Here is a 22364-nt window from a genome sequence, read left to right as displayed (position 1 = left end):
TGTCAATTTTTACAATACATTTGTACTATCCGTGGGTAGCGATCGCACTCCTGCAAGTGCCTTAACAAAAGTTCATACAGTGTCGATTACTTTTGTCCGACTACTTAGTTGGTGGAACAACTTTGCTGCTTCTACCACACTAGAGTACAGGTGTCTATTAGTACACTCGTACTCTAGCCTTTGCCATCTTTTTACCTGACGGGGCGACAACTATAGCTCAAAGGTAGACTGGATAAGCATTTCGGCGCGACGACCTCGTTGATAATAAGGTAATTTATGAGGACTTAAAGACATTAATTGGGCAGTTTGTTCGCAAAATAAATCTAGAGATTCCACCCAAGCATAGCCGTGTAAACCAATATAAAAGCTGCTATGTCGGCGTTGCGTTCTTCGTTTTTCTTTGACGCGACACACATATTTAACTACTCCCTTATTTTTGATTTTTTCGCCAGACATGATGGAACTGGTGTAAGCTAAAGTCATCAAAATAATTAAAGCAATTAAGCGCTCATTATTCAGACCAGTTGACTCTAGATTATAGCCACCACTTTTATAGTCTCTAAACATTTCTTCAATTCCAAACCGTTTTTGATAAGCCGACAAAGCTTTCTTTAAATCCCGGAAATTTGTTAAAATAAACCATGCTTCCTCGGCTGATTTACCGCGATAGTTACGCTGACATTTAGCTGCAATATTTGCTTGCTCAAACCCTTTACTTTTAGTTAACTTCACTCCTTATAGATAAATTGAAAAGCCGGGAGTTACGCCTAATTCCTGCAATTGATGCCAGATATCTGGAGCTATTTCAATATATTCATTCCGTTTTAACCGTAGGCAAAAGTACGTCTGAGATTGCCTTCTAAGCCATTGGGCTAGATCGACTGAACAGAATTCTCTATCTCCCAAAACCACTGTTGTATAATTACTTAATAAAGGCATAACTTGCGCCAGTACCTCTATCTGCTTGTCTGCGTTTGTGTTACCTAAGTTAGGCAGAACTTCAAAGTAGATAGGGATAGCTCTTTTGTCGTAAATTAGACTCACAACTATTAAATTTACCAATCCCCATTGGGTGCGGTCAATCGCCATATATAATACTTCAGTTGGCTCAAAATTCTTCGTTAACCAATAAGTGAATAGTGGCCACCAAATTTGGGCGATTGTTAGGTGTGGTAATGACAGGAATCTCTGTAATTTTTTGCGGCGACTTTCAAATAGTATCTTTTGAGGAAATTGGCCAGCCAATTCTTCTAACTTTACTCTTCGATGCTGTTGTAGCATCACAACTAATATATCCAAAATTAAAAACTCTGCTCTTTTTAGTTGCCTTTTTAAGTGTTGGGTGTAAAATGAAGGTATTAAATTCATTTTTTTCATTAGTTAGGTCTACTTGAGAATAGCAGACCTATTTTTTTTTGGCAACAATCGGTCAACCCCTTACTGCGTGCGGGGTTGACCGATTGTTGTCTCCCCTCCAGGTCATCAAGAAAGTTTCTGACAACTCAGTTGTCGAAACCATTGCCGTTACAAGCACTAATGTCACCGTTAGTGGTAGTCAACTCACGATTAACCCAACCGCAGATTTAGCACAAAGCACCGATTACTACGTTGAAATAACTAACTGGAGTTTAGACTATCGCACCTGGGGTGCGATAGTCTAAACTCCAGTTATTATGGGATGCCTGTGAATGAGGCGGTTTTGAATAGTGTTACCTTGCAGTATGAAACGGCTTATCAGGATTTGGTGAATAGGTTGGGTTCTACTTTTCCTGAAGCGGTTCCTTATCTGTATTCAACTAAGGAGTTACCTAAGTTGATTAATGGTCATTTTAAGTTGAAGTTAACTCAAGTAAATGCTGATTCTTTGAGTAGGTATTGGGATATTCCAGAACTTAGGTTGATTTCGGTGATTAAGACTACTAAGACTTATCTGGATTATTTGGCTAATCTCAAGGAATCGTTGCGAGATGGATATGTGCGTTCTCGTTATACGCAAATTAATCGGGCGGCTTTTGGTCGCAGTAGCAGTCAACATCCTAATTTGCAAAATCCTCCTAATCCTAGTAATTTTCCTGGGGAGTTACAAGCTTATAATTTGCCTGCGATTAGAACGGTTTTCGTGGCGCATCCGGGTACTAGCTTGATTGTTTCTGACCTCTCGAAAGCACATACTCGGATTGCTTGTGAGGCTTCTGGTGATGCACAGTTAACTAAGCGGTTGAATTCGGATACTCAAGAAATCTTTTGTTCGATTGCTTCGGCGATCGCATTTATTCAAGGTCTCGGTTATGATTGGACTGAGGATAATATTCGTCTGTGGGTTAAGGATAAATCTCATCCTAATCATCAGATGGCGGCGATGTTGCGGGCTGTTAGTAAGAACGTGCATTATGGGTCGATGAATTTGCAGGGTTTTAAGACGCTTCAGAAAACGATTAGGACGGGGAGTGGAATTAGTTTAACTGATAAGGAGGCGCAGTCGAGTCAGTCTGGTTGGAAGAAGACTTATGCTGGTGTGGCTGCTTTTTGTCACAAGATTATTAAAGAGGCTAGTTGCACTTTGCCGTTGGTGTTGGGGATTGAGGGGATTAAGGGGCGGACTAAGTTTGGATTGGGTTATGTGCGTTGTTTGACTGGACGTGGGGTGTTTCTTCCTTTGTATCCGCAAGAGTTTGGGAAAGGTCGGTCTGTTTCGGTAAGAGGGCCGGATGCGACGGCGGCTTTCTGGACGATGGCGGAGGCTGATATTATTAAGATGGCTCTGGGTGTGATTATCGATCGCTTAGATTGTCATCCTGAGTATGGGGCGCATATTGGGAATATGGCCCATGATGAGGTGGATGCGATCGCACATTCTGATTATGCTGTTGAGGTGGCTGCTATTATCCAAAGTTCGATGCGTTGGGCGATGCGGCAATTTATTCACTCTATCCCGGTGGATGAGGGGGAAACGCCTGAAAGTTTGATTTGTGATTCTTGGGCGCAGAAATGATTGGGGAGTGGTAAAAGCGATCAACCCGACCTCTCATATCGTGTCCGGCTAAAGACTTATCATAAAGACCGCAGGAGGTTCTCTTGCACAGAGAGGGGGCAGGGGGAGAGTGCGTCAAAACGTTATCTTCCCCCAATCCACTGTGATATGAGACAATAGTTAGTTGGTTGGTTAGGTTTCGGACCACAGTTTACAAGATCGGCTTGAGCACTCTTATGTCTGCAAAAGACCTATTCCATGAAGCTGTAAAACGGGGTCTGGAGAAAGAGCAATGGATTATCACCGACGATCCTTTAGAATTAGAATGGGAAGAAGTCAAGGTCAAAATCGATCTAGCGGCTGAACGGTTGCTTGCAGCAAAACGGGGTGAAGAAAAAATTGCTGTTGAGATTAAAAGCTTTATTGGGACTTCAGCAATTAGCGATTTTCATACAGCTTTAGGGCAATTTCTTAACTACCGCGTTATGCTGGAAGCAAAAGAACCCGATCGTCAACTTTATTTGGCCATACCACTAGAAACTTATGATACTTTTTTTCAAAGCCAATTTGCTCAAACGGTCAAACAAAGATATCAACTCAAACTAATTGTTTACGAACCAATAAATGAGGAGATCTTGCAATGGATAAACTAGAGTTTTATCGTTCCTGCATCCAAACTATCCTCTCAAAGCATAGCCAATATAAATCCCGTGACGAAGATATAGAAAGCCAACTATTTTTTGACCCAGTGCGGGATCGCTACCAACTCATGCGTGTCGGCTGGAAAGGCTTAAAGCGAATCTATTACACTGTCTTACATTTCGATATCAAAGACGGCAAAATTTGGCTTCAGCAAAATACCACTGATATCGATGTTGGTGAAGAACTATTGTCTATGGGTATTCCCAAAGAAGATATTGTTTTGGGGTTACATCCTCCCTACAAGCGTCCTTACACGAACTATGGTGTTGCTTAAAACCTTACAATTAAGTTACGTCTTCTGAAAATGACAAATGACTCCTAAAAAGAACCCTAGTTTCTCACTACTTTGGCTAATTCAAGCAGTGACTTTAGTAAGAAGTTAGACCCCTTATTCTGAACCCTTCGTTAAATGGTTGCTATATTTGCTAATTCTTCAATAGAGTCGAGCGACTCTATTGACTCTATTAATCCTGCCATTTGTAACAAACGATCTGATTGATTACGGGTGTATAATGATAAAATATTTCTTGCTTGTTCAATCGGAAAAACTTTTTGCCAAGCCAATAATTCTCTTTGGATTCCCGCTAATTCTAATAAAAACTCTTTGGGAACATTGGTAGCGCACCACTCAATCATTAATGCCGCTTCCCGCAAGAGATGATTAGTTAATAAATCATGTTTTTCAACAATTGCTCGACTGGAAATTGTCGCAAGGGTTGAGGCTAAATTGCCTAATTGTTGTTGCCAGTCTAAGTTTATGAATCTCTCGTATAATTTTTGGCGTTCCATTAACTGACCTCCAATAAATGACGTACAATCGTTTCTATTCTCTGTTTCAAATCGGCATTTTGAATTTCCATTGACCGATTTTGCTGCCGAGGACGGATATTAATTAAGGATTCAAACCCAACCTCTTTAGTTTCTGGATACCAGTCAGCACCCCAAATATTCACCTGTTGGCTGCCATCTTCTAATAAAGCTTGTTCGCAGTCTGCATGAAGTTCTCCTCCCCCAGCAATAATCTCTCGTACTACATCTACTGCTAGTTTAACCCTCAGTCCAAAATAAGTCTCTGCCATCTGATTGATTTGTTCTGGGGTAGCAGAGTCGCGGATAATCAGTAGCATAGTTTAAAGCTGTGTAAGAAGTAGGGTAGTAAAATTCTTTGAAGCAATATAGATTTGTCATCACTACTGTAGCAAGCATTAAATCCATATATTTAATAATTTTATCATACTTGACTGCGATAAATATTCCGCTTTAAGATTTTTTTACTCCTACATCTGCTACCCACCAATCAAATTCTTTATGCAGTTGCTTTAATTGTTCCTCTTCATCACCAAAATTACTAACTGTTTGATTAACATTTTGTTGCCTTTGAACAGCCCGAAATGCTTCTACGATTTCTTGCAGCATAGAAATTTGTTGTAGGCTTAAGCCTGTGACATCTATAACTTCTGGTTTCATAGGTTCTCCATCACAAAAACAATAAAAGTGCGCTGACGCTGCCATTGGGAATGATGAATTCTCTGGCTGCTAATGTACTCTAAAAGATTCTCTCTTGACGAGAGGCAGATTGACTCTTTGAAGAAATATAGATTTGGCGTTGCTACTGTAGCTGGCATTAAATCCATGAGATTTAACAATTTTATCATGCTTGACTGGGATACGCCACATCGAGGTGAAGTTTACCAAAATCTCAAACAACTTTGCCACGAAAATCCTGAAGAACTTTGGGCTATCTACGATACATTTGCTGGCGTTCATGCCTTCCGATTGAATTGTACCGAACTACCCACTTCTGCTCATAGCATTGCCTTAGCTTATAAGCTAGATGCAGACATTCGCTATGTGGAACTTTGCATAGGAAGAAACCTTTGGTCAGCACGCATCGCCCCCAAACCTGGTAGAAGCGGAGATTTCATCTATTTCAAAGGTTTTGTTGGCACAGGAACTGCCCTACCAAAAACTCAATGGCTCTTGCAGATTCACCACAATTTACTAATCAAGTATGGGCTAACTACACCTCATAAAAAGAGTCCAAGTTCCTCACTACTTCGACAAATTCAGTTAGTGGCTTAATTGTCAAGCTTAGACCCGGTTATTCCGGGTCTTTTTTTATCAAATTCTTGCCAGCATTGAAGTTAGAGAACTATTTGCTTTTCTAAATTTTATTGTATGTTAGCGCTGACGCGCCAAATATTAGCAACATCAGGCATAAATAATGTCAAATTCACATCCCTCCCTATTTGAATTGTCTCCCCAAATCCAACCAGTTTCAGATTCTTTTAAAAAGATGACGAATCTGCTACTGGAAAATGGAGCTAACAAAGAAGTGATTGCTACCATGTTAGAAATAGCTCAATTTTCTATCCATCACGTTCGCTGGTTAGCTGGGCCAGTAATTGTGCATCAATCTCTTTGGATGGAAACGTTACCTAAATGGCTGATAGAAGCCGTTCATCTAGACAGATTGGAGCAAATTTTCCAAGAACATGAAACAGGTGAAATTGGTGTGCTAGCAACGCCAGCAGAAGTCCTAGCTTGTATGTATCCCGCCACGATGGAAGCGCCTTTACATTCTGATTGGGTGGACGTTTATTTATGGGCGGGTAATGAAGTTTTCTCCAAACACCAACGGCTTCAAGAAACTTCTTTATGGCAACTGCTTGGTGAAGATAGACCAGTTAAATTTGAGTCGATTAAGTCGGATTTTGAACAGTTAGCGAGAGATATCAGAAGAAAGGTGGTAGAAGCTGCTAAACAACGAGGATGGGGTAAGAAACCTCTTCCCTCAGCCACCGCCTCTCAAAAATCGCCGCCTGACACAGAAAATCGACCACTACAATATACGCTTTTTTAACTGAGAATGAACAATAATTCAATTCTACATTTGGCTAATTGGGAAGTTGATAAATTAGCCAAAGAACCTGGTTTCTTAATTCGTCCTGTCGAACCACAACCTCTGGGAATATCGAAAGATTCTGCTTTGGATGGAAAGTGGTTAGCCAAAAACTTTAAGGTTAATGAGGTGCCATTACTCCTACCGACTATTGGCGACCTCCCAATGGAATTTCCTTGGGGAAGAGTGGGAGAAATACTACCAATTTCTGACAATTCATTACAGCTAGTTATTGCCAGCATAGATGTGGGAAAGCTCAATCAAATATCGCTAGAAGTTGTTCAAATGACTGGGATTAACTTCCAGACCAGTACAATTCCATATTCGGATAGGCTGTACATTGAAATAGCTTGGTGGCGGTAGACTCTAAAATTGAGGTTTACCATGTGAAAAGCTTGGTTAGCATTGCTACCACTAATACTCTCCAACTCGCCAAAGCTATTTGTGTGAAAGATGTCTCTACAGCGGCTCAAGTGTTTACTACGCTTTTATCACAAAATGAGTCAATTGTCAAGATTGTTGCTACTCTCACTACCTCATTTCGTACTTGGTTAATTGTGAAGGCTATGGTAGCTGAGGGGGTTTCAGATAATTATACGATCGCCACAGCAGCAGGTGTTGGAAATCCCAACCGTGTCTACTACTTGAAACAAGAGGTTGGTTCAATTTCCATTAGCAGATTAAAGCAAGTTCTGTACCAATTGTTAGAGTTGGAAATCCTAGCAAAACTTGGTGCTACTGAGTCACTCTTCACTAGCCAAATCATTTCTCTTTGCACTGTATGAGCATTTTACAATTCTTTCCTGACCCTGGCGACCCTACAGACACTACTGGGATTGCTCCATCAGCTACTTTTGAACCATTCTTTGATGAGATTGTTGGTCAATCAACGGCTATTAAGCTGCTGCAAAAGGCGATCGCTACTAACAGAGTACCTAATGCTTTTCTCTTTGTCGGCTCTGATGGTGTGGGTAAACGCCTTACTGCTAAGTGTTTCATAGAAGCGCTGTTTTGTCAAGCCCTTGGGGTGTCAAAAGTGTGCGGTTGTATGGAACAGATTCAACAATATAATCACCCAGACGTTCTATGGGTAGAACCGACATTTTTACACTCTGGGAAATTAATCGATGCTTCTACTGCTGCTTCCCTTGAACTTACGTTCAAACAGCCGCCAGTTGTTCGCATTGAGCAAGTTCGAGAGATTGCTAATTTCTTGGCTTATCCTCCTCTATCAACATCCCGACAAGTTGTGGTGATAGAGGGGGTAAATTCGATCGCATAGGCGGCTGCGAATGCTCTGTTGAAGACTCTAGAGGAACCGGGAAATGCTACTCTGATTCTGATTGCTCCTAATTCTGAGTCTATTTTACCTACCATCCGTTCCCGTTGTTGTGTGATTCCTTTTAGAAATTTGGGCCAACAGGAAATGTGTCAGGTATTGGAGAAGACTGGGCATTTTCAGATTTTAGCACATCCTGAGATTATTGAGATGGCACAGGGGTGTCCGGGGAATGCTCAAGCGGCTTGGAATTATTTAACGCGCATTGAACAAATAGTCCCTGGAGTGTCATCAATTCTGGAGTTTAATCAAGCTACTTCCCAACTTCTCCAAGTTGCCAAAACTATTAGCCAAAACCTTGACTTTTTTGCTCAGTTATGGTTGCTAGATTATTGGCAATTTCAACTTTGGAAAGCTCATAAAGATTGGAGAATTATAGAGGTTTTGGAGAAGGCCAAAAAGTCACTCCGCCTTGCACAATCTCAATTGGTTTTTGAAGTGTGTCTGTTGAAATTAGCAGAGATTCGGACTGATTGATATTTGGTTTTTGAAATATCAAGTGTTCGCTGACGCGCTCTCAATAGCGAAAAACAAGAAAGAAAGGATATCTATGGGACATCCAACTCTTTTACCTACTCACAAAGTTCCGATCGAAAACTTTAATACGTTGGCTTCTCAACTAAGACAAGCTGGTGCTAAGTTTCGTTCTTCTATCCACAAACAAGACGCTACGATCGTTTTCTCTCAATTGCCTTCACAGGCTTTATCCATTTTAGAATCTGGTGCTAATTTTCAGGAAACTTGTGAGGCTGATTTAAGTGGTTCTACACTAACACAAGTCAGCAACATTGCACGGGAAACTTCTGAGTTTGCTTCAAATATGGAATTTCCAGAACGCCAGGAAGTGAGCCAGCATGAAGCAGAGCAAGTGCTTGCAGAAACTCAACTAACAGAGGTGGATAATACCACTGAGTCTATGGAGGTAACTGGAGAAATCTTGATGGATGAACTTGGAAAAATTACTATAAGAGAATCTGTTGAGATTGTGGAGTCATCTGAACCAAATTCAATGGATAACTTAATAGAAACTACTGTGCCAGAAATAGTTGAATCTGTGGAAGATGTTCCAGAATTCTTTGAGTCTGGAGAAAGCGCATTAGAGCTTGTGGAATCGATTGAGAAAACTTCGATGGTTATCCCAAATCTAGCTACAGAACAGCAACTTTTGAAACTGAGTAAAACCAAGCTTAAAAAGTTAGCCAACAAATATGGGATTGAAGGTCGAACTAGGTTAGAACATCACGAATTGGTTGCTGCTTTAGTTAACAAAGTTTCGCTCGATAATCTGTAATTATTGGTCAAAAAGCTTTGAAATTCCATACTTCTGGCAACTTCTTCGTTGTCAGAAGTATTTTTTTGCTGACGCATCTTAAATTCTGACAAAATTGGAGACTTCTGATGTCTATTTCACTTGGCTTTCTTGGTATTCGCATTAACCGGAAAAAGCTTTTGTCTCAAGTAGTCGAACTAGCAGAAAATCGGCGCTATTGGCAAGCCGTAGCGGATGAGACTACTGAGGCTCACGATGCTAAATTGGTTCGTACTCAACTTTATCAAACTTTGGCTGAAGCTGATAATCAAGAGCTTTTGGAATTGGCTTGTCAACTGCTGACTCTTAATGAAATTGGTCGGCGAGCTAACGAGACTTTTGAGCGTATCCAAGAGTACAGAACTAAGGCAGCTGCTTAATGAATATTACCATCAATCTAACAGGGATTGGTGGTAATATCTCTACTCACTGTTAGATGGCGCTGTCGCGCTGATATTGATGTGTCAAAATTATGGTTATCCTCAGAATTTCACAATTAAATAAAGTGCTGTCGCACTGTTAAAAAGAGCATTACTGGGGAGAATGATATGTCTGATAATCTCAATATTATCAACCTTGTTGGTCGGGTTGGTCAGAAGCCAGAAACTCAGTATTTTGAGAGTGGTGCTGTCCTGACAAAGCTTTCTTTAGCTGTTAACCGTCGCACTAGCAAGAAAGATTCGGAACCTGATTGGTTTGCGGTGGAAATTTGGGGTAATATCGCGGAAGTGGCTGCGAATTACACTGATAAGGGCAGCTTAATTGGTATTCAGGGTGAATTGAAGTTTGATGAGTGGACTGACCAAGTTACTGGTCAGCAGCGAGTGAAGCCTGTTATTCGGGCTAATAATCTGGAATTACTTGGCTCTAATCCTAATTCTAACTCGCTTGCTAATTCGACTAATTCATCTCCCCAAACCAATTCAGAACAAAGCGATTTCTAGGTGAATGGCATTTCTATAATATTCCGGCACTTTTATGGTGTCGGGATATTTTTTAGGGCGCAGAAGCGCTTGATTTTTTGAACCAATACTGGTACAATACGATGAATAACGCACAATTAAGAGTTCGGATTGATTCTCTGCAAGCTTCTCACACTCAAGATGGAACTTTGAATGTTTCTGGACAATGTTCGTTTAAATATTACGATCGCTCTGGATACAAGGTACGTCCACTACGGTTTCAAGCTTATGGGGAAGCTGCTGTTGCTCTCAATAATGGGGGTGTTGGCGCTGTCCATGTGGTGTCTGGGCGACTCAATATTTTCAAGCCCAATGATAATAATCCCAATCATCAAATGCTGTTGACTGTGGAACGAACCGTTGTGGTTGGGGGACAGCCTACTTCTGGGTATACTCAGGTTATTCCAGTAGTTCCTGCTGCGCCTGTGGGGGCTGCTGCTGGTGTAGGAGCAAATATTTCAGTACCTATTCCTGTGGCTAGTAACGGTAAAGCTACCGCAGAGTATAGCGAAATTCCGTTCTAACGGTTTTACTGCGTTTGTCAAATTTAATGCGCTCATCAACTCATCAGATTAACAAATTCTTTTGTTGGTGAGCGCTATATTACGTAAGTGAGTTCAACCTAATATTTGATACCAATAGCTTTTAAATTCCGTAATTATACTGGTGTATACTTAAAAATCCTAGTCTAGGATTAAGTTGTATGAGAAACCACTTAGATCTACTCAAATATAATTGAGGTAAACCATGCTCTGAGTTTAGAGCATGGTTTTATGGCAAAGAGTTACTTAAATAATTGCTCAAAATATGGCAAATTGAGTTCAGATCGAAGGGTTGGTCAAAGAAGGATATGGTGTTGCATCGGGCCAAGGGAAAGATCCACGATTCCCCAACGGCACGATTGAAATGCAAAAACCTTTTTTTCAGGAGCTCGGTCTGGATTTAAGTAACTATTTTCCTGGGACAATCAACGTTTCTATTGCTCCACGTACATACGAAATTAAACGAGCTAAATATACATTCAGAAATGTCAAATGGTCAGCAGAGCCAGCAGAAGACTTCTCCTTTTGTGATTGCCAAATTTGGCTGAAGCAAGGAGAATCACAGTCGGGTTTAATTTATTATCCTCATCCTGAAACCAAACCAGAGCATTTTCAGACTCCCGATACTCTGGAGATTATTACGTCCTTTATCGGTGAGTTGAAATATGGAAGTAAAGTAATTATTGCTATAGATAGCGAACAAATTAAGCTCGATTAATTACTTTATACTTTATGTCAATTCGCTTGAGCTTATCTAGATTTCGGACGCTTTAAATCGCTTGATTTGTGATGCTCCGATTTATACAATTAAAAAAATTCAGATGCCAAAGCCAAGCTTTTCTGCTTGAAGGACAATTTTATATTTTAATACCTCACTGCTCGCTGCCTTTATTCGGTTTTTGTCCAACATATATCTCTTCAATATATTGCTGAATTTGATTACCTTTAGCTTCAAGCCAATCTAATGTTACCTCTAATTCAGGATGCCAAGAAAGCTGTTTAATAATTTGCGCCATAAAAACAACCATTACATCGTTTCTACTCAAATGTCTTTGATAGACATTAAATCGCCGAACTTGATTATCCGTATGGCATACACCTAACTTTAAAGTATCTGCTAAACTAGCTTTTAACTCTACTCTATCCCTCTTCCTACAAACAATAATAATATCAAGATCGATCGGTGAATTAGCTTGGCTTTTAGGAGTAGCGACAGACATCTCCGACTTAATTGGATGAGCTGCAATAATTACCAAACCAGAATTAACTATAGCGCGTAAAATCGCCTGCCATCCTTCAGCTTTTGAATGGTGATAAGTAAATACCATCAAACCATCTGGTTTCAAAACTCGGTAGCATTCACAAAATACTCGTTGCAAGCGTTCCGCAAAAACACTAATTTCGCTTGATTGTACTTCATTTGGATGGCGCGTTGTCTCATTAGATATTATCTTGTCTGACTTTAGATAACGCTGCCAAACATAAAAGAAATCTGCTAATTGGGAATAATGAACGTTATCAAAAAATGGCGGGTCTGTTATAATAGCATCAATGCTTTCTGTATGAATATCGATTTCCGCCGAATCTCCACAGTCGAGATATACAGTTCTGTTATGGCTAATTTTATCAAAACTGTCTACTATTTCCAATCCCATAGCAGGAGATAAACCATATAATTTTTCCGTGACTACCTTGACTTTATTCTGAACTACTTTAATCTCGAAAGGCTTTTCGCAATAATCTATCGCTTTTAATATTCGGCTTTCAAACAATGTCGAAAATGCCCCAGAACTTTTGGGCGTTCCCCAAAGATTAGCCTCTAATGGCGTGCGTTCTGGTTTGAGGATATGATGAGAGAATAGATGACGTACTGCGCCTGTTCCTTCGCCTTTGAAGGAAGCAAACATATTATTAAATTCAAGAACACCGGAAAAAAGACAGGTAAATAAATCTCTAATTGTTATATCGTTAATTTTTTTAATTTTTTCGGCTAATATATTCAAACATAATAACTGGCGTTCGTTAAACATTTCATGCCAGTAACGATAACAATAATTAAGAACTTGGTCGGTATTGTAACCAGGTTTTATTGCTACTATTGGATAAGCATTTGAGCGACTACTTAATTCTTTTTTGGCTGACTCATACAGAGTTATGTCATATTCATTAATTGGCAAATATTGCTTTAAACCATCTTTTAGGAGTACCAATTTAGCATACATCCGATGTGCTGGTGGTTTTTCGTAATTCTGTACTGCCTTAACGATAGAAAATGTATGACTACAATGCTTGCAAGTAGCTTTTTGACCTTTGACATTAGCTATTTGCGGGTTAAAAGTTGACTGGCATTTATGACAGATTATTTTATTATCATTATAATGAATCGTGCTAATATTTTCGCAGTTTGGACAAATAGCTTGAGCTTGCGGAAACTTATTCGGATAAGCGTGCTTTGAAAAGATGTATGATGAGAACAAATCAACCGGATGAGTACAAGCTGGACAAGGTAAATATTTTACCCAGAAGTAGTAGAGAACAGTAGCAGTTTCGCCATTTTCTAGGATAGTTGTGTAATATTGTTGAATGCGATCGCTGACACTTTTCTTAATATCCTCAAAGGATTCTATAATCCGGTGCTTATCTTTTTTATTAAGCGCATTTTTCACTAAAAAATAAGCGACAGGGTTAATATCACGCCCAATTGCTGTTGCACCGAGTTTGATTGCTTCCCCTATAGTCGTACCGCTACCCATAAATGGATCGAATACTTTTACTCCTTTCAAGTCCAAGGGTTGATAAAATAATTTGAGGATGTCGGAACCTTGAGGAGAAAACGTAGAAATAATAATAGCACGGAATACTGAGCCAAGTCTCCTTGCCCACCATTTATGAATATAATAAATTGGTCTGTTTATTTCTTTGCGCCAGCTTTCTTGTTCGGCGATTATGCTTAATTGTTCAAAAGGAAAATTTTCATCTTCTATAGCTTTTATATCTCTAAGATATTGTGGTGATTTAGAAAATGCAGTTTCTTCATATAGAAAAGGTATTTGAGTATCTAAAGCTTCCATAATTATTTAAATTAGTTATAATTGTACATCATCTTCTTCAGCTTCTTGCATCACGTCTTCTTGTTCTCGGCTGGATTTTAAATTAACAGTTGAACTTGGCTGTTGCTGTCGTAATCTTTATATCTACCTGGATATTCTAATCCTTTGATTTCATAACCTTCTGGATTCTGAATAATTCTGAAGTCGGGATAAGTGTTTCTACCTGGTTGCTCGAAGTTAAAGGGAATGGTAGTTTGCAAATTGGTTAATCTAGCATTGAACCAATCTTGAAAGTGATATTCTTTATCTCTTTTGGTTTGACGGGTGATGAGTATACCGTTGAGAATGGCATGATGGCAAGATAGGAAAATATCGATGTACAGCATTAAATTCCTGAATATTCTGTTTCCAGAAAAGCTAATAAACGTTCCTGTTTAGGAGTTAGAGTAGCGGGATTTGGTAATCTACCAAATGCTTCTAATGCAGCTGCGTGGGTGGGGTCGAAATCTTCATACATTTTGTCAGCTAATTGCCTAATGCGCGAACTTATGAAAGCTGCTTTTTCTTCAGAAGCGCCATCAATGGGTTCTAAATTCTCAGGTTTGACTGCATCAAAGTCCATTTTCCACGTCCGTATTGCACAACTGTAGGTGTTTACCCCAACGATTATGCACCAACATCCCGAAACTTTTTTTAATTCTGTATCGCCTTTAGCTACGATTTGACAGACTTCACCGACGCGCCGGGGGTTGGGAAGGAGCTTTTTGTTCCTAATTCGTTCGACGATATCAATGGGATGGCGTAATTGCTCTAATCGATGACGTGCTACCTGTTCGCCTTCAGTTTTCACGATTTGAAACAGCGAGAGTGCTTCTTTTTTAGGGATATTCGCGTTGCGTCCCAGGATATCTTGCTTTATTTCTTCTCCCATTGCTAATGCTAGCGTATCGATCGCTTCACTAAACTGGGCATCTCGTTTGATGGTACGACTGCTAACTTTATACTGTTGGGCCAATTCTTCGGCTATATCTACCGAAGTGACATTTTGTCCCTTCGGTGAGTTCTGCTTTAGATTGTCCTCCCGATTGCCTTTGAGTAAGGAGTATCGCTTTCCTCTCAGGTAGCTGGCGGTTTCTGGGGTGATGTTACGTCGTCCCAACTGGTGGTTGACAATCCAGGTTAGTGCAGCTTCTCTGTTTGGCAGTTCAATCTCTAGAGTCGTATACCGGATATGCAGTTGGGTGCATATCTGGTAACGGTTATGACCGTCTAGAAGGATATTGTGGTTTTTCCAGACTATGAGAGGTTGAAGGCAACCTTCTTGGCTTAAGTTAGCTTCTAATATGGCTAGTTCTTCAGTTGATGGCGGGGGAATCAGGTTTTGGAATTCTGGGTCAATGGTCAAACAGCAGTATGAGGGGGACGATTCTGGTTCTTCGTAGGGGGATATGGTGGCTAGCATTTTTTCTTTCCTGCATCAAAACTGGGTGTTGCACCTATATCAGAGATTATATAATGTCTGATATAGAAAAGAAAGTGCTGTAATATTAAATTGGATATGGTTTTTTTAGGATGGCAGAAAAACGGTTGCAAAAAGTTAATCCTCGTTCGCTGTCGAATCTCAAGCCTGGTAGCGAGTCGGACTACGGTGAGGTGAAGAAGAGAAGAAGTATTGCTGTCACCGATACTGGCTATGAGGGGTTGCGTTTATTGGCGCAGGCTTGTGGTTGCAGTTTGAGTGAGTATTTGGAAAGGTTGGGTAGAGGTATGGTTTGTGCTACTGATGTAACTAATGATATGCGATCGCACTCTCAATCCAACCTTACTAAATAAAAAAATGATAGTTAATTATACAAGTTTGTATAAAGGCGATAGTGGTGTCAATGGCTTATAGTGAATTTACATTGAATAAATTTAAAAAAACGTTCAATTTACGAATTGATGAATCGGCTGATTTATTTGCCACCATTGCATCTGTACATCCGAGTGAAACTTTAAAAGCTTCTTTAGCAGAAACGACTGAACTTGCTTTAGCTATAAATACAGAAAAAGCGCGGTCTGAATTAATTATTACGCCAATTTTGTTGGAAGTTAGGAGAGGTAAAAATTATCAGATTAGTTTGTTTTCTGGGGTGGATTTCAATGTAGATTTTGAGCAAGGATTAAATGGCTATTGCGATTTTATTATTAGCCGCTCTAAGGAGCAATTAACTATTAACGCACCTGTGGTGTTGATTGTGGAAGCAAAGAATGAGGATATTAAAGGAGGGTTAGGTCAATGTGCGGCGGCGATGTTGGCGGCACAGTTGTTTAATCAGCAGGAAGGAAATGATATTAAGACAATTTATGGCGCGGTAACTACGGGGGATATTTGGAAGTTTTTGAAGTTGGATGGCTCTGATGTGTTTATTGATTTGAATAATTATTATATTCGGGAAGTTGATAAGATTTTGGGGATTTTGTTTGAGAGCGTTCAAGAGCGAAATGGTGAAATGAATTAGAAGTAGCTAATTCAGCTATCATTACTTTTGGCTCTGACGAGCTTTTAACCGTGACGAATTAGGGAAAATCCCATGATTACGATCGCGGTTACTCATAATGCTGCTAACGTAATTGGAATGCTTTCGCAGCAGGCAATTAAAACTCTCAAACAAGCAGAGTTTTGTGTAGTCAAGCAAGAGGGTGATTATGGATTCACGGGAAGTTTGACAATTCCATTGTTACCTGAAGAAGGCTTGACTTGGCAAGGCGTGAAAAGCTGTTTAGAAAATTCTGGATATCAAGTGTTAATAGTTTGTTAGTTTCCGTAACTCTATCCTGGCATGGCGTAAGAGCCTGCCGGGATTATTTTTTTATTGGGCTGTCGCCCCTTCAAGAAGAACAGTTCAATTGAGCAAAACTATGACTGCGTGGATAAAAAACTGGTTCAGCAATATGGAGAGCTTAGAAAAACCTATCATTGTTGATGGTATTGAATATCCAACAGTGGAAAATTTCTACGCCGCCTCCAAAACTTTGGATGTTCAACAAAAGCGTAAAATTGCCACACTTACACCATCAGTCGCTAAAAAATATGCTCGGACTATCCCATTACGTTTTGATTGGGAAGAAGTTAAGTTGGCCATCATGCTTATTGGATTAATGCAGAAATTTTATCCTGGCAGTAATTGGCACAAAGAATTGATGGAAACAAGGGGAGAAGAGTTGCTGGAATTAAACAACTGGCACGATATTGTTTGGGGCGTACCAGCTAATATTGCTCCGGGGGGTCAAAACAATTCAAAATTCAAAATTCAAAATTCAAAAAATGGTCAAGGAAAAGCTATTCCAACTGGGCACCAGGGAAATAATTGGTTAGGGCGATTGTTGATGTTTATTCGCGATGAACCATTGCTCTGGCAAAACTTTAGTAATAATGCAGCAGAATGGGAGCGACAAAAATACTTAGTAGAAACTCAAGAGTGGCTATTGAGGAATCCTAATTTCCCCTCAGTACCTAATATGTCTAACTTGAAGGGAAAAATCATCGATAATGGTACTCTACCTAGCCAACGCTTGAAAGTAGTTATTAGTGGTTCTCGTACTGTGGCACAACTACCCGCAGAAGCTATTATCCGCATTGAGAAAATTATGGAACTGGGTGCTAAAATTTTGATTGGTGATTGCTTTGGGGCAGATTATTTGGTGCAAACTTTTCTCAAACAATCTGGGTATAGCCGAGTAACTGTTTACCACACAGGCAATTCACCTAGAAATAATGCTGGATTTGCTAGTGTGGGAGTAAATGGTTCTTATACACAGCGCGATCGCATAATGTGTTCTATTGCAGATTATGGTTTGGCGATCATTAAGGATAACTCTCCTGGTACGCTCAAAAATATCCAAAGGATGCCTGGAAAAGTTAGATTGATTCAAGTTTAAAGCATCATCAAACAATATTAGCCCAAGCTTGTTGCTTAGGCTAATATTGTTTGATTTTATCTTTCAATTCCTTGATTTTTAGAGTAATTTTTACCCAAGTTCAATTGATTAAGTCTGGCATCGACTAAAGGCTTAACTTTAGAAATAAAGTGTTCGACTTCTTCTAACTTAAGGCCGTGTTTTTGTAGTTCCTCCAGGCTCGACGCGATCGGCAATGGTGTATAGCTACCACCTTCATACCGCACCCGCATTTTGGGAACGTTTGAGTCAGTCGAAGCATTGTCATAAAGTGTCAGTTCAGATTTAGCTTTATCCCAGACAGCCGTGTTCGATTTGCCAATAGCTTGGGCTCCTGTGGGAGTGGATTTACCTTCCAAGTAAAGGAAGCTGTGGACAATTTCTGCGATCGCCTCTGTCCGCTGTGCTTGTAACGCCTGAGCTTTGTTATACTCCAGTTGTAAAGCCACACCCGGCGGTATAGGAACCACGTTAGCAGTATCATAATCAGTGCTTTGAGAGGCTTCTGGCGTTAGTTGGTGGTTGTCTTGTGCCACTGGGTATCCTTCCATCGGTTGCGCGTAAGCAGACTCAACTAACTGCACTCGGTCATCTACATCCACTTGTCTATGTTGTGATTCCAACTCTACTGTTGAATCAGTAGCAGAAGTAGACCACATACTTTCTGGTAATTTAGGCATCGATTCAAGGCGTTCTAGATAAGTATTAGATTCTCCCGAAGCCTGAAGTAGTTCGCCACATCGCTCAATTAGCTGTTGGTAAACCTCTGGTTTTACTGAATCTGGATTAATGAATAGAACATCATAACCCCGTTGAGTTTCAGACCAAACTAGAGCCTCGTCAGGCGCATGAAGCCATTCTACCCCTTGTGCAGAAAGCCAACGTGAAGTGACATCACTCAATCGTTTGTCTACTGATAGTCCTAAAGCAGGTTGTTCTTTCAAACTCCCATTGGGAGTTTTCCACTCGTGGTCTTCTTTGGTAAACAGTAAGGTGGGTAATTGAGTTAACTTAGTGCGAAATCCACGAGAAATTTCGAGAAGCTCTGAAGAAATTTGTGATTTTTGTTCGGTTTTAATTAGCTTTGTCCAAGCCTCTGGGTATTCTACACTCTCTGGAGCAACAGTGATAGTTGCAGTGGTGGAATTACTTGTTAAGAAAGCTTTTTGAAAAATTTGTCCCTCAACTAATAATCCAGCTTTTGAGAGAGCCTCTTTGCTTTCTTTTTGGGTCAGGACACCCAAAACTTTCCCATCTATTAGGATAGCAGGTTCAGGCTTAAGCTCTTTGAACCCCACAGTCACAGTAGCTGTTTGGTTATTGAAGGTGCATGACCAGAAAGATTTGGAAAGTTTATTAATGCGGAAAGAGTTACCATTAGCAGTAGTAGCAATAACGTGCGAACCAAAGCCTTTTCCCCGACTATTAAGTGTGACATCAATAGTTTTTCCATCTACCAAACGACCGGCTTTTTCTAAGATATTGATGCTTGCTTTATCCAATTCACCTAACACTTGATCCCCCACTTTAATTGCTGGGATTGGTTCGGGTTTAATCAAAGCAATTGTCAATGATGCTTGTTCACCCCTCCAGGCTCTGTCGGCAAAGCTATGCTGTTGAATTTTCCCGATTTGAATGGGTGTGTTAATTCTTGGGTGGTTTAGTTGAACTTGAATCGTGTGACCGGGGTCAGGGTTAACAGTGGCTAGTGCTTTTGTTCCAATGGGTAAATGGGCGCTCCGAGATTCTATGGGAGCAAATTCTTGGTCTTCAATAAAGACTAAGGGACGATTGTAACGAGGATGTTCTGCTGGTAAATCCTGACGCACTTGGATTTGTATTGGTAACTTTTCATCCTGGTTCCATGCTCTACCAAAATGTTGGTTTGATTCGGCAGCATTAATCCCGGTGACGGTGAGTTTGGTTAATTGAAGTTGAGCTAGTTTTTCAATTACTTGTTCGGGAAAAGCAGCAAAGGAAAAGTTGGATATTTTATATTCTTGACGAGAGGTAGTTTCTGATTGCTCATTAGGCTTTTCTTCAAAACCTCTGCTTGTTCCTAAATGCCAGCAGGCAGATGCCATCGCTTGTTTTTGGTCTGAGGGAATACTATTGTTAAATTCGCTTAGGAAATCATAGGCTTTTTTAAACATCAGCTTTACCTGTCTTTGTGATAAAGGTGATGCTACTTCTACTTTTACGTTGGGACTAAGCAATCCCTCGCCTGACTGAATTTTTTTAATGGCTTCCTCTTGTAAAACTGACTTCAATGTTTGGCGTGAATGTTCACATAGAGTTCCCAAAGGCAAAAACTTTGAGCTACCATCTTGATTGGTTTCTCCCTCCACTTCTGCTAAAACTTTCCAACGGTGCGTTTTTTGATTAAACCCTTTTTTATTTTCGACTAACTTAATATTCAAATCTTCCAGTCGTGTACCTATTTTTTTCAAATCTCCATTTTCTCCAAATAAGGCTGGGTGCTTGTATTGAGTTAAGTTACTCACTTCAATTTCCATACCTTTTTGAGTGAGGACTTTCAGAACTGGGCCTTTTTCGGTTTTTAAGCGTTGGTTTTGAATTGAGGCGGCGTTAAATAGTTCGTCGAACTTGACTTTAGTAGCCTCAGCTTGTTTGAGTTGTTCTTCCGTATAAGTGGGGGGAAATAAGTCGCGAAACTGGACTGTGGGACGTGATTCTAAGGGATTGGCTTCATAGATTTCATTCACAAGCTGTATCATTAGTTCTCTGGGACTTAAGCCGTTAGTAGAAATCCCTGATTCTCGAAAAACATCATGTTGTTTTTTGGATTTAATGTATTCGACAGTCCGATGCAGAAGTCGGAAATTTTCCTTAACTACATCTAAATCGGGAGCGCGATTACTTTTGAAAATATCGACTGCTATCTGATTTTGATATCCTGCTTCGCCAATCATATCGTGGTACATTTTACGGTTCAGTAGCAGCGCTTGGTTAATCAGTTCTGGTGTCAATTCTGTTTGATTAGCTATCTGGGTAAATTGAATAATATAATCTCGGTATTGAGGTTTAATGGGAATAGGGTTTTGGCGATTGTTCTCCCCGCTAATCAGTTGGTTGTAGTGGTCACCAACGGTTTTGACATACTCGATTTTGTGGGAGAGACTTCCGTATTCTTGTAGTAGGTCTATTTCTGATTCTAAAGCTTCTATGGCTGTGGCATGGTTGTTGATTACGCCTACGGATATTCCATCTGACATGAAGATAGCAATTTCTTCAAATGGTTTATCTGGGGGGAATGATGCTTTTTCTTCTTTTTTGATGGGGGCGTAAGCGTTTTCTGGTAAATTTCGCTTTTTTACTTCTTGAGTGAAGTTGGGATATTTAGTGGCTATTTCTGTGCCAATTGTGTCACCATCAAAGTCTCTGCCTTGACGTTCTGATTCGGTTTCTGCTGGCACAGTTTCATCGGTTTCGATACCTTTGGCTTGCAATGCTGCAATTCTTTGAGCGATTCGTTCTCTGGTTTCGTCATTGACTACTACAACACCGACTAGGGGTTTACCGTTGGGGTTTAGTGCGTCGGGGACGTATTTATTTTTTGAGATGCACATCCCGTTGGAATTGAGATATGGCGAGCAAAAGTTTAAGATTTTTTCGCCTTCTGGAAATCTCATATCGCATATTTCGCCATTGATTAAATCTTTACTGGGTATTATCATGGCGCGATTGAATTTGATGGTTTTTCCTAATGATAAATCTCGCCATTGGTTTTGCATGAATCGTTCTAATTCGTCTACTACTTTTTGGGATGATAGTAGCTGGCCCCATCCTTCCAGGTCGGCTTTAATTAGACGGTACATTATGGGGTCTTGTTGCTCTGCTGTTTCTGATTCTGAAATGTCGTTTTCTTCCGGATTTTCTTCTAGTTGTCGGTTTTTTTGGAATTTTTCGTAGGCTTCACAGTAGCGTTGTGCTACTTTCCTGGGGTCTTTTTGAATGGCTGCTAATTCCAAAGCTTCTTGTTCTATTTGACGGAGGAAGTCTTTGATACCAAATGGGGCACAGTCTAGGGTTTGGGAGATGGCGACTAAGGAAGGTTGGGAGCGGTCTTTTTCTCCTATGAATACCATTTGGTTGCTGTATAATCCTGGTCGAATTGGGTTGTTTTTTTTGTCTCCACCTTTGAATGATGATGTGGGTATGATTAGGTCTATCTTGGTGTTTAATTTTTCTTTTATTGGTAGTTCATTAAGGCGCAATGGTGCTACGGTTCCTTTCCCAAAGCGAAGGTCGAGTTCTCCGCCAAAACATCCTAGCCGATGTTGAATTACATGGGATACAGTTCCACTGAGTTCTGTTGCTAGTTCTGGTGATATTTTGCCGTGACAGTCTCCTACTAATCGCCAAGCTATGTCGTTAGGAAGTATGTCTCCGTTTTCTCCTGTGATATCGTCTACAATGAGAATATTGACAGGATGCTTTACTGCGTTTTGACAAGCGCCGATGAAGATGCTGCCATAAGCACCTCGGTCTTTTTGGTCTGGACAAATTGCTTGTATTGTTTCTAAGTATTTTTGGGGGCCATATACTAATCGACCGCCACTAGAGAGTAGTAGAACGTGGTTTTCTGGATGGTTATATAAGTCTTCGGGCGCACTGTTTTCATCTA

Annotated in this window: 26 protein-coding genes and 2 pseudogenes; 19 read left to right on the top strand and 9 right to left on the bottom strand. The window is 40.2% G+C overall.

The genetic code is table 11. The features are described 5' to 3' along the window. Positions 1-199: hypothetical protein (locus H6G03_RS37585; protein ID WP_206756655.1), on the top strand; the 199-nt coding region annotated here is incomplete at its 5' end. A gap of 11 nt (positions 200-210) precedes the next feature. Here H6G03_RS37585 and H6G03_RS38420 read toward each other — a convergent pair. Both H6G03_RS38420 and H6G03_RS38415 read right to left on the bottom strand, forming a co-directional pair. Then, on the bottom strand, positions 211-732 hold the full coding sequence (locus H6G03_RS38420; protein ID WP_242060511.1) for a hypothetical protein: 522 nt from the start codon (positions 730-732) through the stop codon (positions 211-213). Positions 733-735: 3 nt separating this feature from the next. Continuing rightward, on the bottom strand, positions 736-1377 hold the full coding sequence (locus H6G03_RS38415; RefSeq protein WP_242060510.1) for a transposase: 642 nt from the start codon (positions 1375-1377) through the stop codon (positions 736-738). Between the two features lie 38 nt (positions 1378-1415). On the opposite strand from H6G03_RS38415, the gene H6G03_RS31940 reads away from it, so the two are divergent. The 4 genes from H6G03_RS31940 (at position 1416) to H6G03_RS31925 (ending at position 3947) form a co-directional block, all read left to right on the top strand. After that, positions 1416-1661 (top strand): Ig-like domain-containing protein, encoded by a 246-nt coding sequence (locus H6G03_RS31940; RefSeq protein ID WP_190474003.1) that lies wholly within the window; start codon positions 1416-1418, stop codon positions 1659-1661. 38 nt (positions 1662-1699) lie between these two features. Beyond that, the gene (locus H6G03_RS31935) at positions 1700-2992 is read left to right on the top strand and encodes a DNA polymerase (RefSeq protein WP_206756654.1); all 1293 of its coding nucleotides are present in this window, start codon (positions 1700-1702) and stop codon (positions 2990-2992) included. 215 nt (positions 2993-3207) lie between these two features. Further along, positions 3208-3624, top strand: a complete 417-nt coding sequence (locus H6G03_RS31930) for a XisH family protein (RefSeq protein WP_190473999.1) — start codon at positions 3208-3210, stop codon at positions 3622-3624. Continuing rightward, on the top strand, positions 3612-3947 hold the full coding sequence (locus H6G03_RS31925) for a XisI protein (RefSeq protein WP_190473997.1): 336 nt from the start codon (positions 3612-3614) through the stop codon (positions 3945-3947). Before H6G03_RS31930 ends, H6G03_RS31925 begins: the two co-directional genes overlap by 13 nt. 131 nt (positions 3948-4078) lie before the next feature. Here the strand turns inward: H6G03_RS31925 and H6G03_RS31920 are convergent, their stop codons facing one another. From H6G03_RS31920 to H6G03_RS31910, 3 genes are all read right to left on the bottom strand, one after another. Then, positions 4079-4462 carry a hypothetical protein gene (locus H6G03_RS31920; protein WP_190473996.1) on the bottom strand — a complete coding sequence of 128 codons (384 nt, stop codon included), beginning with the start codon at positions 4460-4462 and terminating at the stop codon, positions 4079-4081. Further along, positions 4462-4800 carry a DUF5674 family protein gene (locus H6G03_RS31915; RefSeq protein WP_190473993.1) on the bottom strand — a complete coding sequence of 113 codons (339 nt, stop codon included), beginning with the start codon at positions 4798-4800 and terminating at the stop codon, positions 4462-4464. Before H6G03_RS31915 ends, H6G03_RS31920 begins: the two co-directional genes overlap by 1 nt. 133 nt (positions 4801-4933) lie before the next feature. Further along, a complete protein-coding gene (locus H6G03_RS31910; RefSeq protein ID WP_190473992.1) occupies positions 4934-5140 on the bottom strand; it encodes a hypothetical protein in 207 nt (68 codons plus the stop codon). A 165-nt stretch (positions 5141-5305) separates the two neighbouring features. On the opposite strand from H6G03_RS31910, the gene H6G03_RS31905 reads away from it, so the two are divergent. From H6G03_RS31905 to H6G03_RS31860, 10 genes and pseudogenes are all read left to right on the top strand, one after another. Next, positions 5306-5755, top strand: a complete 450-nt coding sequence (locus H6G03_RS31905) for a hypothetical protein (protein WP_190473990.1) — start codon at positions 5306-5308, stop codon at positions 5753-5755. A gap of 142 nt (positions 5756-5897) precedes the next feature. After that, positions 5898-6536 (top strand): hypothetical protein, encoded by a 639-nt coding sequence (locus H6G03_RS31900; protein WP_190473988.1) that lies wholly within the window; start codon positions 5898-5900, stop codon positions 6534-6536. A 6-nt stretch (positions 6537-6542) separates the two neighbouring features. Further along, entirely contained in the window at positions 6543-6938 is a 396-nt protein-coding gene (locus H6G03_RS31895) for a hypothetical protein (RefSeq protein WP_190473986.1), read from the top strand. A 23-nt stretch (positions 6939-6961) separates the two neighbouring features. Beyond that, positions 6962-7360 carry a DNA polymerase III subunit delta gene (locus tag H6G03_RS31890; RefSeq protein ID WP_190473984.1) on the top strand — a complete coding sequence of 133 codons (399 nt, stop codon included), beginning with the start codon at positions 6962-6964 and terminating at the stop codon, positions 7358-7360. After that, positions 7357-8391, top strand: a pseudogene (locus tag H6G03_RS38410) (DNA polymerase III subunit delta'). Before H6G03_RS31890 ends, H6G03_RS38410 begins: the two are co-directional and overlap by 4 nt. 73 nt (positions 8392-8464) lie before the next feature. Next, positions 8465-9205 (top strand): hypothetical protein, encoded by a 741-nt coding sequence (locus H6G03_RS31880; protein WP_190473981.1) that lies wholly within the window; start codon positions 8465-8467, stop codon positions 9203-9205. A gap of 107 nt (positions 9206-9312) precedes the next feature. Then, positions 9313-9603, top strand: coding sequence for a hypothetical protein (locus tag H6G03_RS31875; RefSeq protein ID WP_190473978.1), 291 nt, complete (start codon positions 9313-9315; stop codon positions 9601-9603). A gap of 168 nt (positions 9604-9771) precedes the next feature. Then, positions 9772-10167 (top strand): single-stranded DNA-binding protein, encoded by a 396-nt coding sequence (ssb, locus tag H6G03_RS31870; protein ID WP_190473976.1) that lies wholly within the window; start codon positions 9772-9774, stop codon positions 10165-10167. 101 nt (positions 10168-10268) lie between these two features. After that, complete coding sequence (locus H6G03_RS31865; protein ID WP_190473974.1) at positions 10269-10709, top strand: hypothetical protein; 441 nt, start codon at positions 10269-10271, stop codon at positions 10707-10709. A gap of 310 nt (positions 10710-11019) precedes the next feature. After that, positions 11020-11445, top strand: a complete 426-nt coding sequence (locus H6G03_RS31860; RefSeq protein WP_199315583.1) for a hypothetical protein — start codon at positions 11020-11022, stop codon at positions 11443-11445. A 154-nt stretch (positions 11446-11599) separates the two neighbouring features. Here H6G03_RS31860 and H6G03_RS31855 read toward each other — a convergent pair whose 3' ends face one another. The 3 genes from H6G03_RS31855 to H6G03_RS31845 form a co-directional block, all read right to left on the bottom strand. Beyond that, a complete protein-coding gene (locus H6G03_RS31855) occupies positions 11600-13798 on the bottom strand; it encodes a DNA methyltransferase (RefSeq protein ID WP_190473972.1) in 2199 nt (732 codons plus the stop codon). A 77-nt stretch (positions 13799-13875) separates the two neighbouring features. Further along, complete coding sequence (locus tag H6G03_RS31850; RefSeq protein ID WP_190473970.1) at positions 13876-14163, bottom strand: hypothetical protein; 288 nt, start codon at positions 14161-14163, stop codon at positions 13876-13878. After that, positions 14163-15239 carry a ParB N-terminal domain-containing protein gene (locus tag H6G03_RS31845; RefSeq protein WP_190473968.1) on the bottom strand — a complete coding sequence of 359 codons (1077 nt, stop codon included), beginning with the start codon at positions 15237-15239 and terminating at the stop codon, positions 14163-14165. Before H6G03_RS31845 ends, H6G03_RS31850 begins: the two co-directional genes overlap by 1 nt. Before the next feature lie 110 nt (positions 15240-15349). Here H6G03_RS31845 and H6G03_RS31840 point away from each other — a divergent pair, with 110 nt between their 5' ends. The 4 genes from H6G03_RS31840 to H6G03_RS31825 all read left to right on the top strand — a co-directional run bounded on the left by H6G03_RS31840 (position 15350) and on the right by H6G03_RS31825 (position 17698). Next, complete coding sequence (locus tag H6G03_RS31840; RefSeq protein WP_199315582.1) at positions 15350-15610, top strand: hypothetical protein; 261 nt, start codon at positions 15350-15352, stop codon at positions 15608-15610. Positions 15611-15660: 50 nt separating this feature from the next. Continuing rightward, positions 15661-16278: a hypothetical protein gene (locus H6G03_RS31835; protein ID WP_190474005.1), complete on the top strand. Its 618-nt coding sequence runs from the start codon at positions 15661-15663 to the stop codon at positions 16276-16278. Positions 16279-16350: 72 nt separating this feature from the next. Then, positions 16351-16578 carry a hypothetical protein gene (locus tag H6G03_RS31830; RefSeq protein WP_190473967.1) on the top strand — a complete coding sequence of 76 codons (228 nt, stop codon included), beginning with the start codon at positions 16351-16353 and terminating at the stop codon, positions 16576-16578. A gap of 100 nt (positions 16579-16678) precedes the next feature. Then, positions 16679-17698, top strand: a complete 1020-nt coding sequence (locus H6G03_RS31825) for an NADAR family protein (RefSeq protein ID WP_190473965.1) — start codon at positions 16679-16681, stop codon at positions 17696-17698. A gap of 56 nt (positions 17699-17754) precedes the next feature. Here the strand turns inward: H6G03_RS31825 and H6G03_RS31820 are convergent. Next, positions 17755-22364 (bottom strand): annotated as a pseudogene (locus tag H6G03_RS31820) (hypothetical protein); the annotation flags it as partial.

The organism is Aerosakkonema funiforme FACHB-1375, assembly GCF_014696265.1.
GTDB lineage: Bacteria > Cyanobacteriota > Cyanobacteriia > Cyanobacteriales > Aerosakkonemataceae > Aerosakkonema > Aerosakkonema funiforme_A.
Note: the sequence above shows the minus strand (reverse complement) of the source record. Positions and strands in the feature narration are given on the sequence as shown.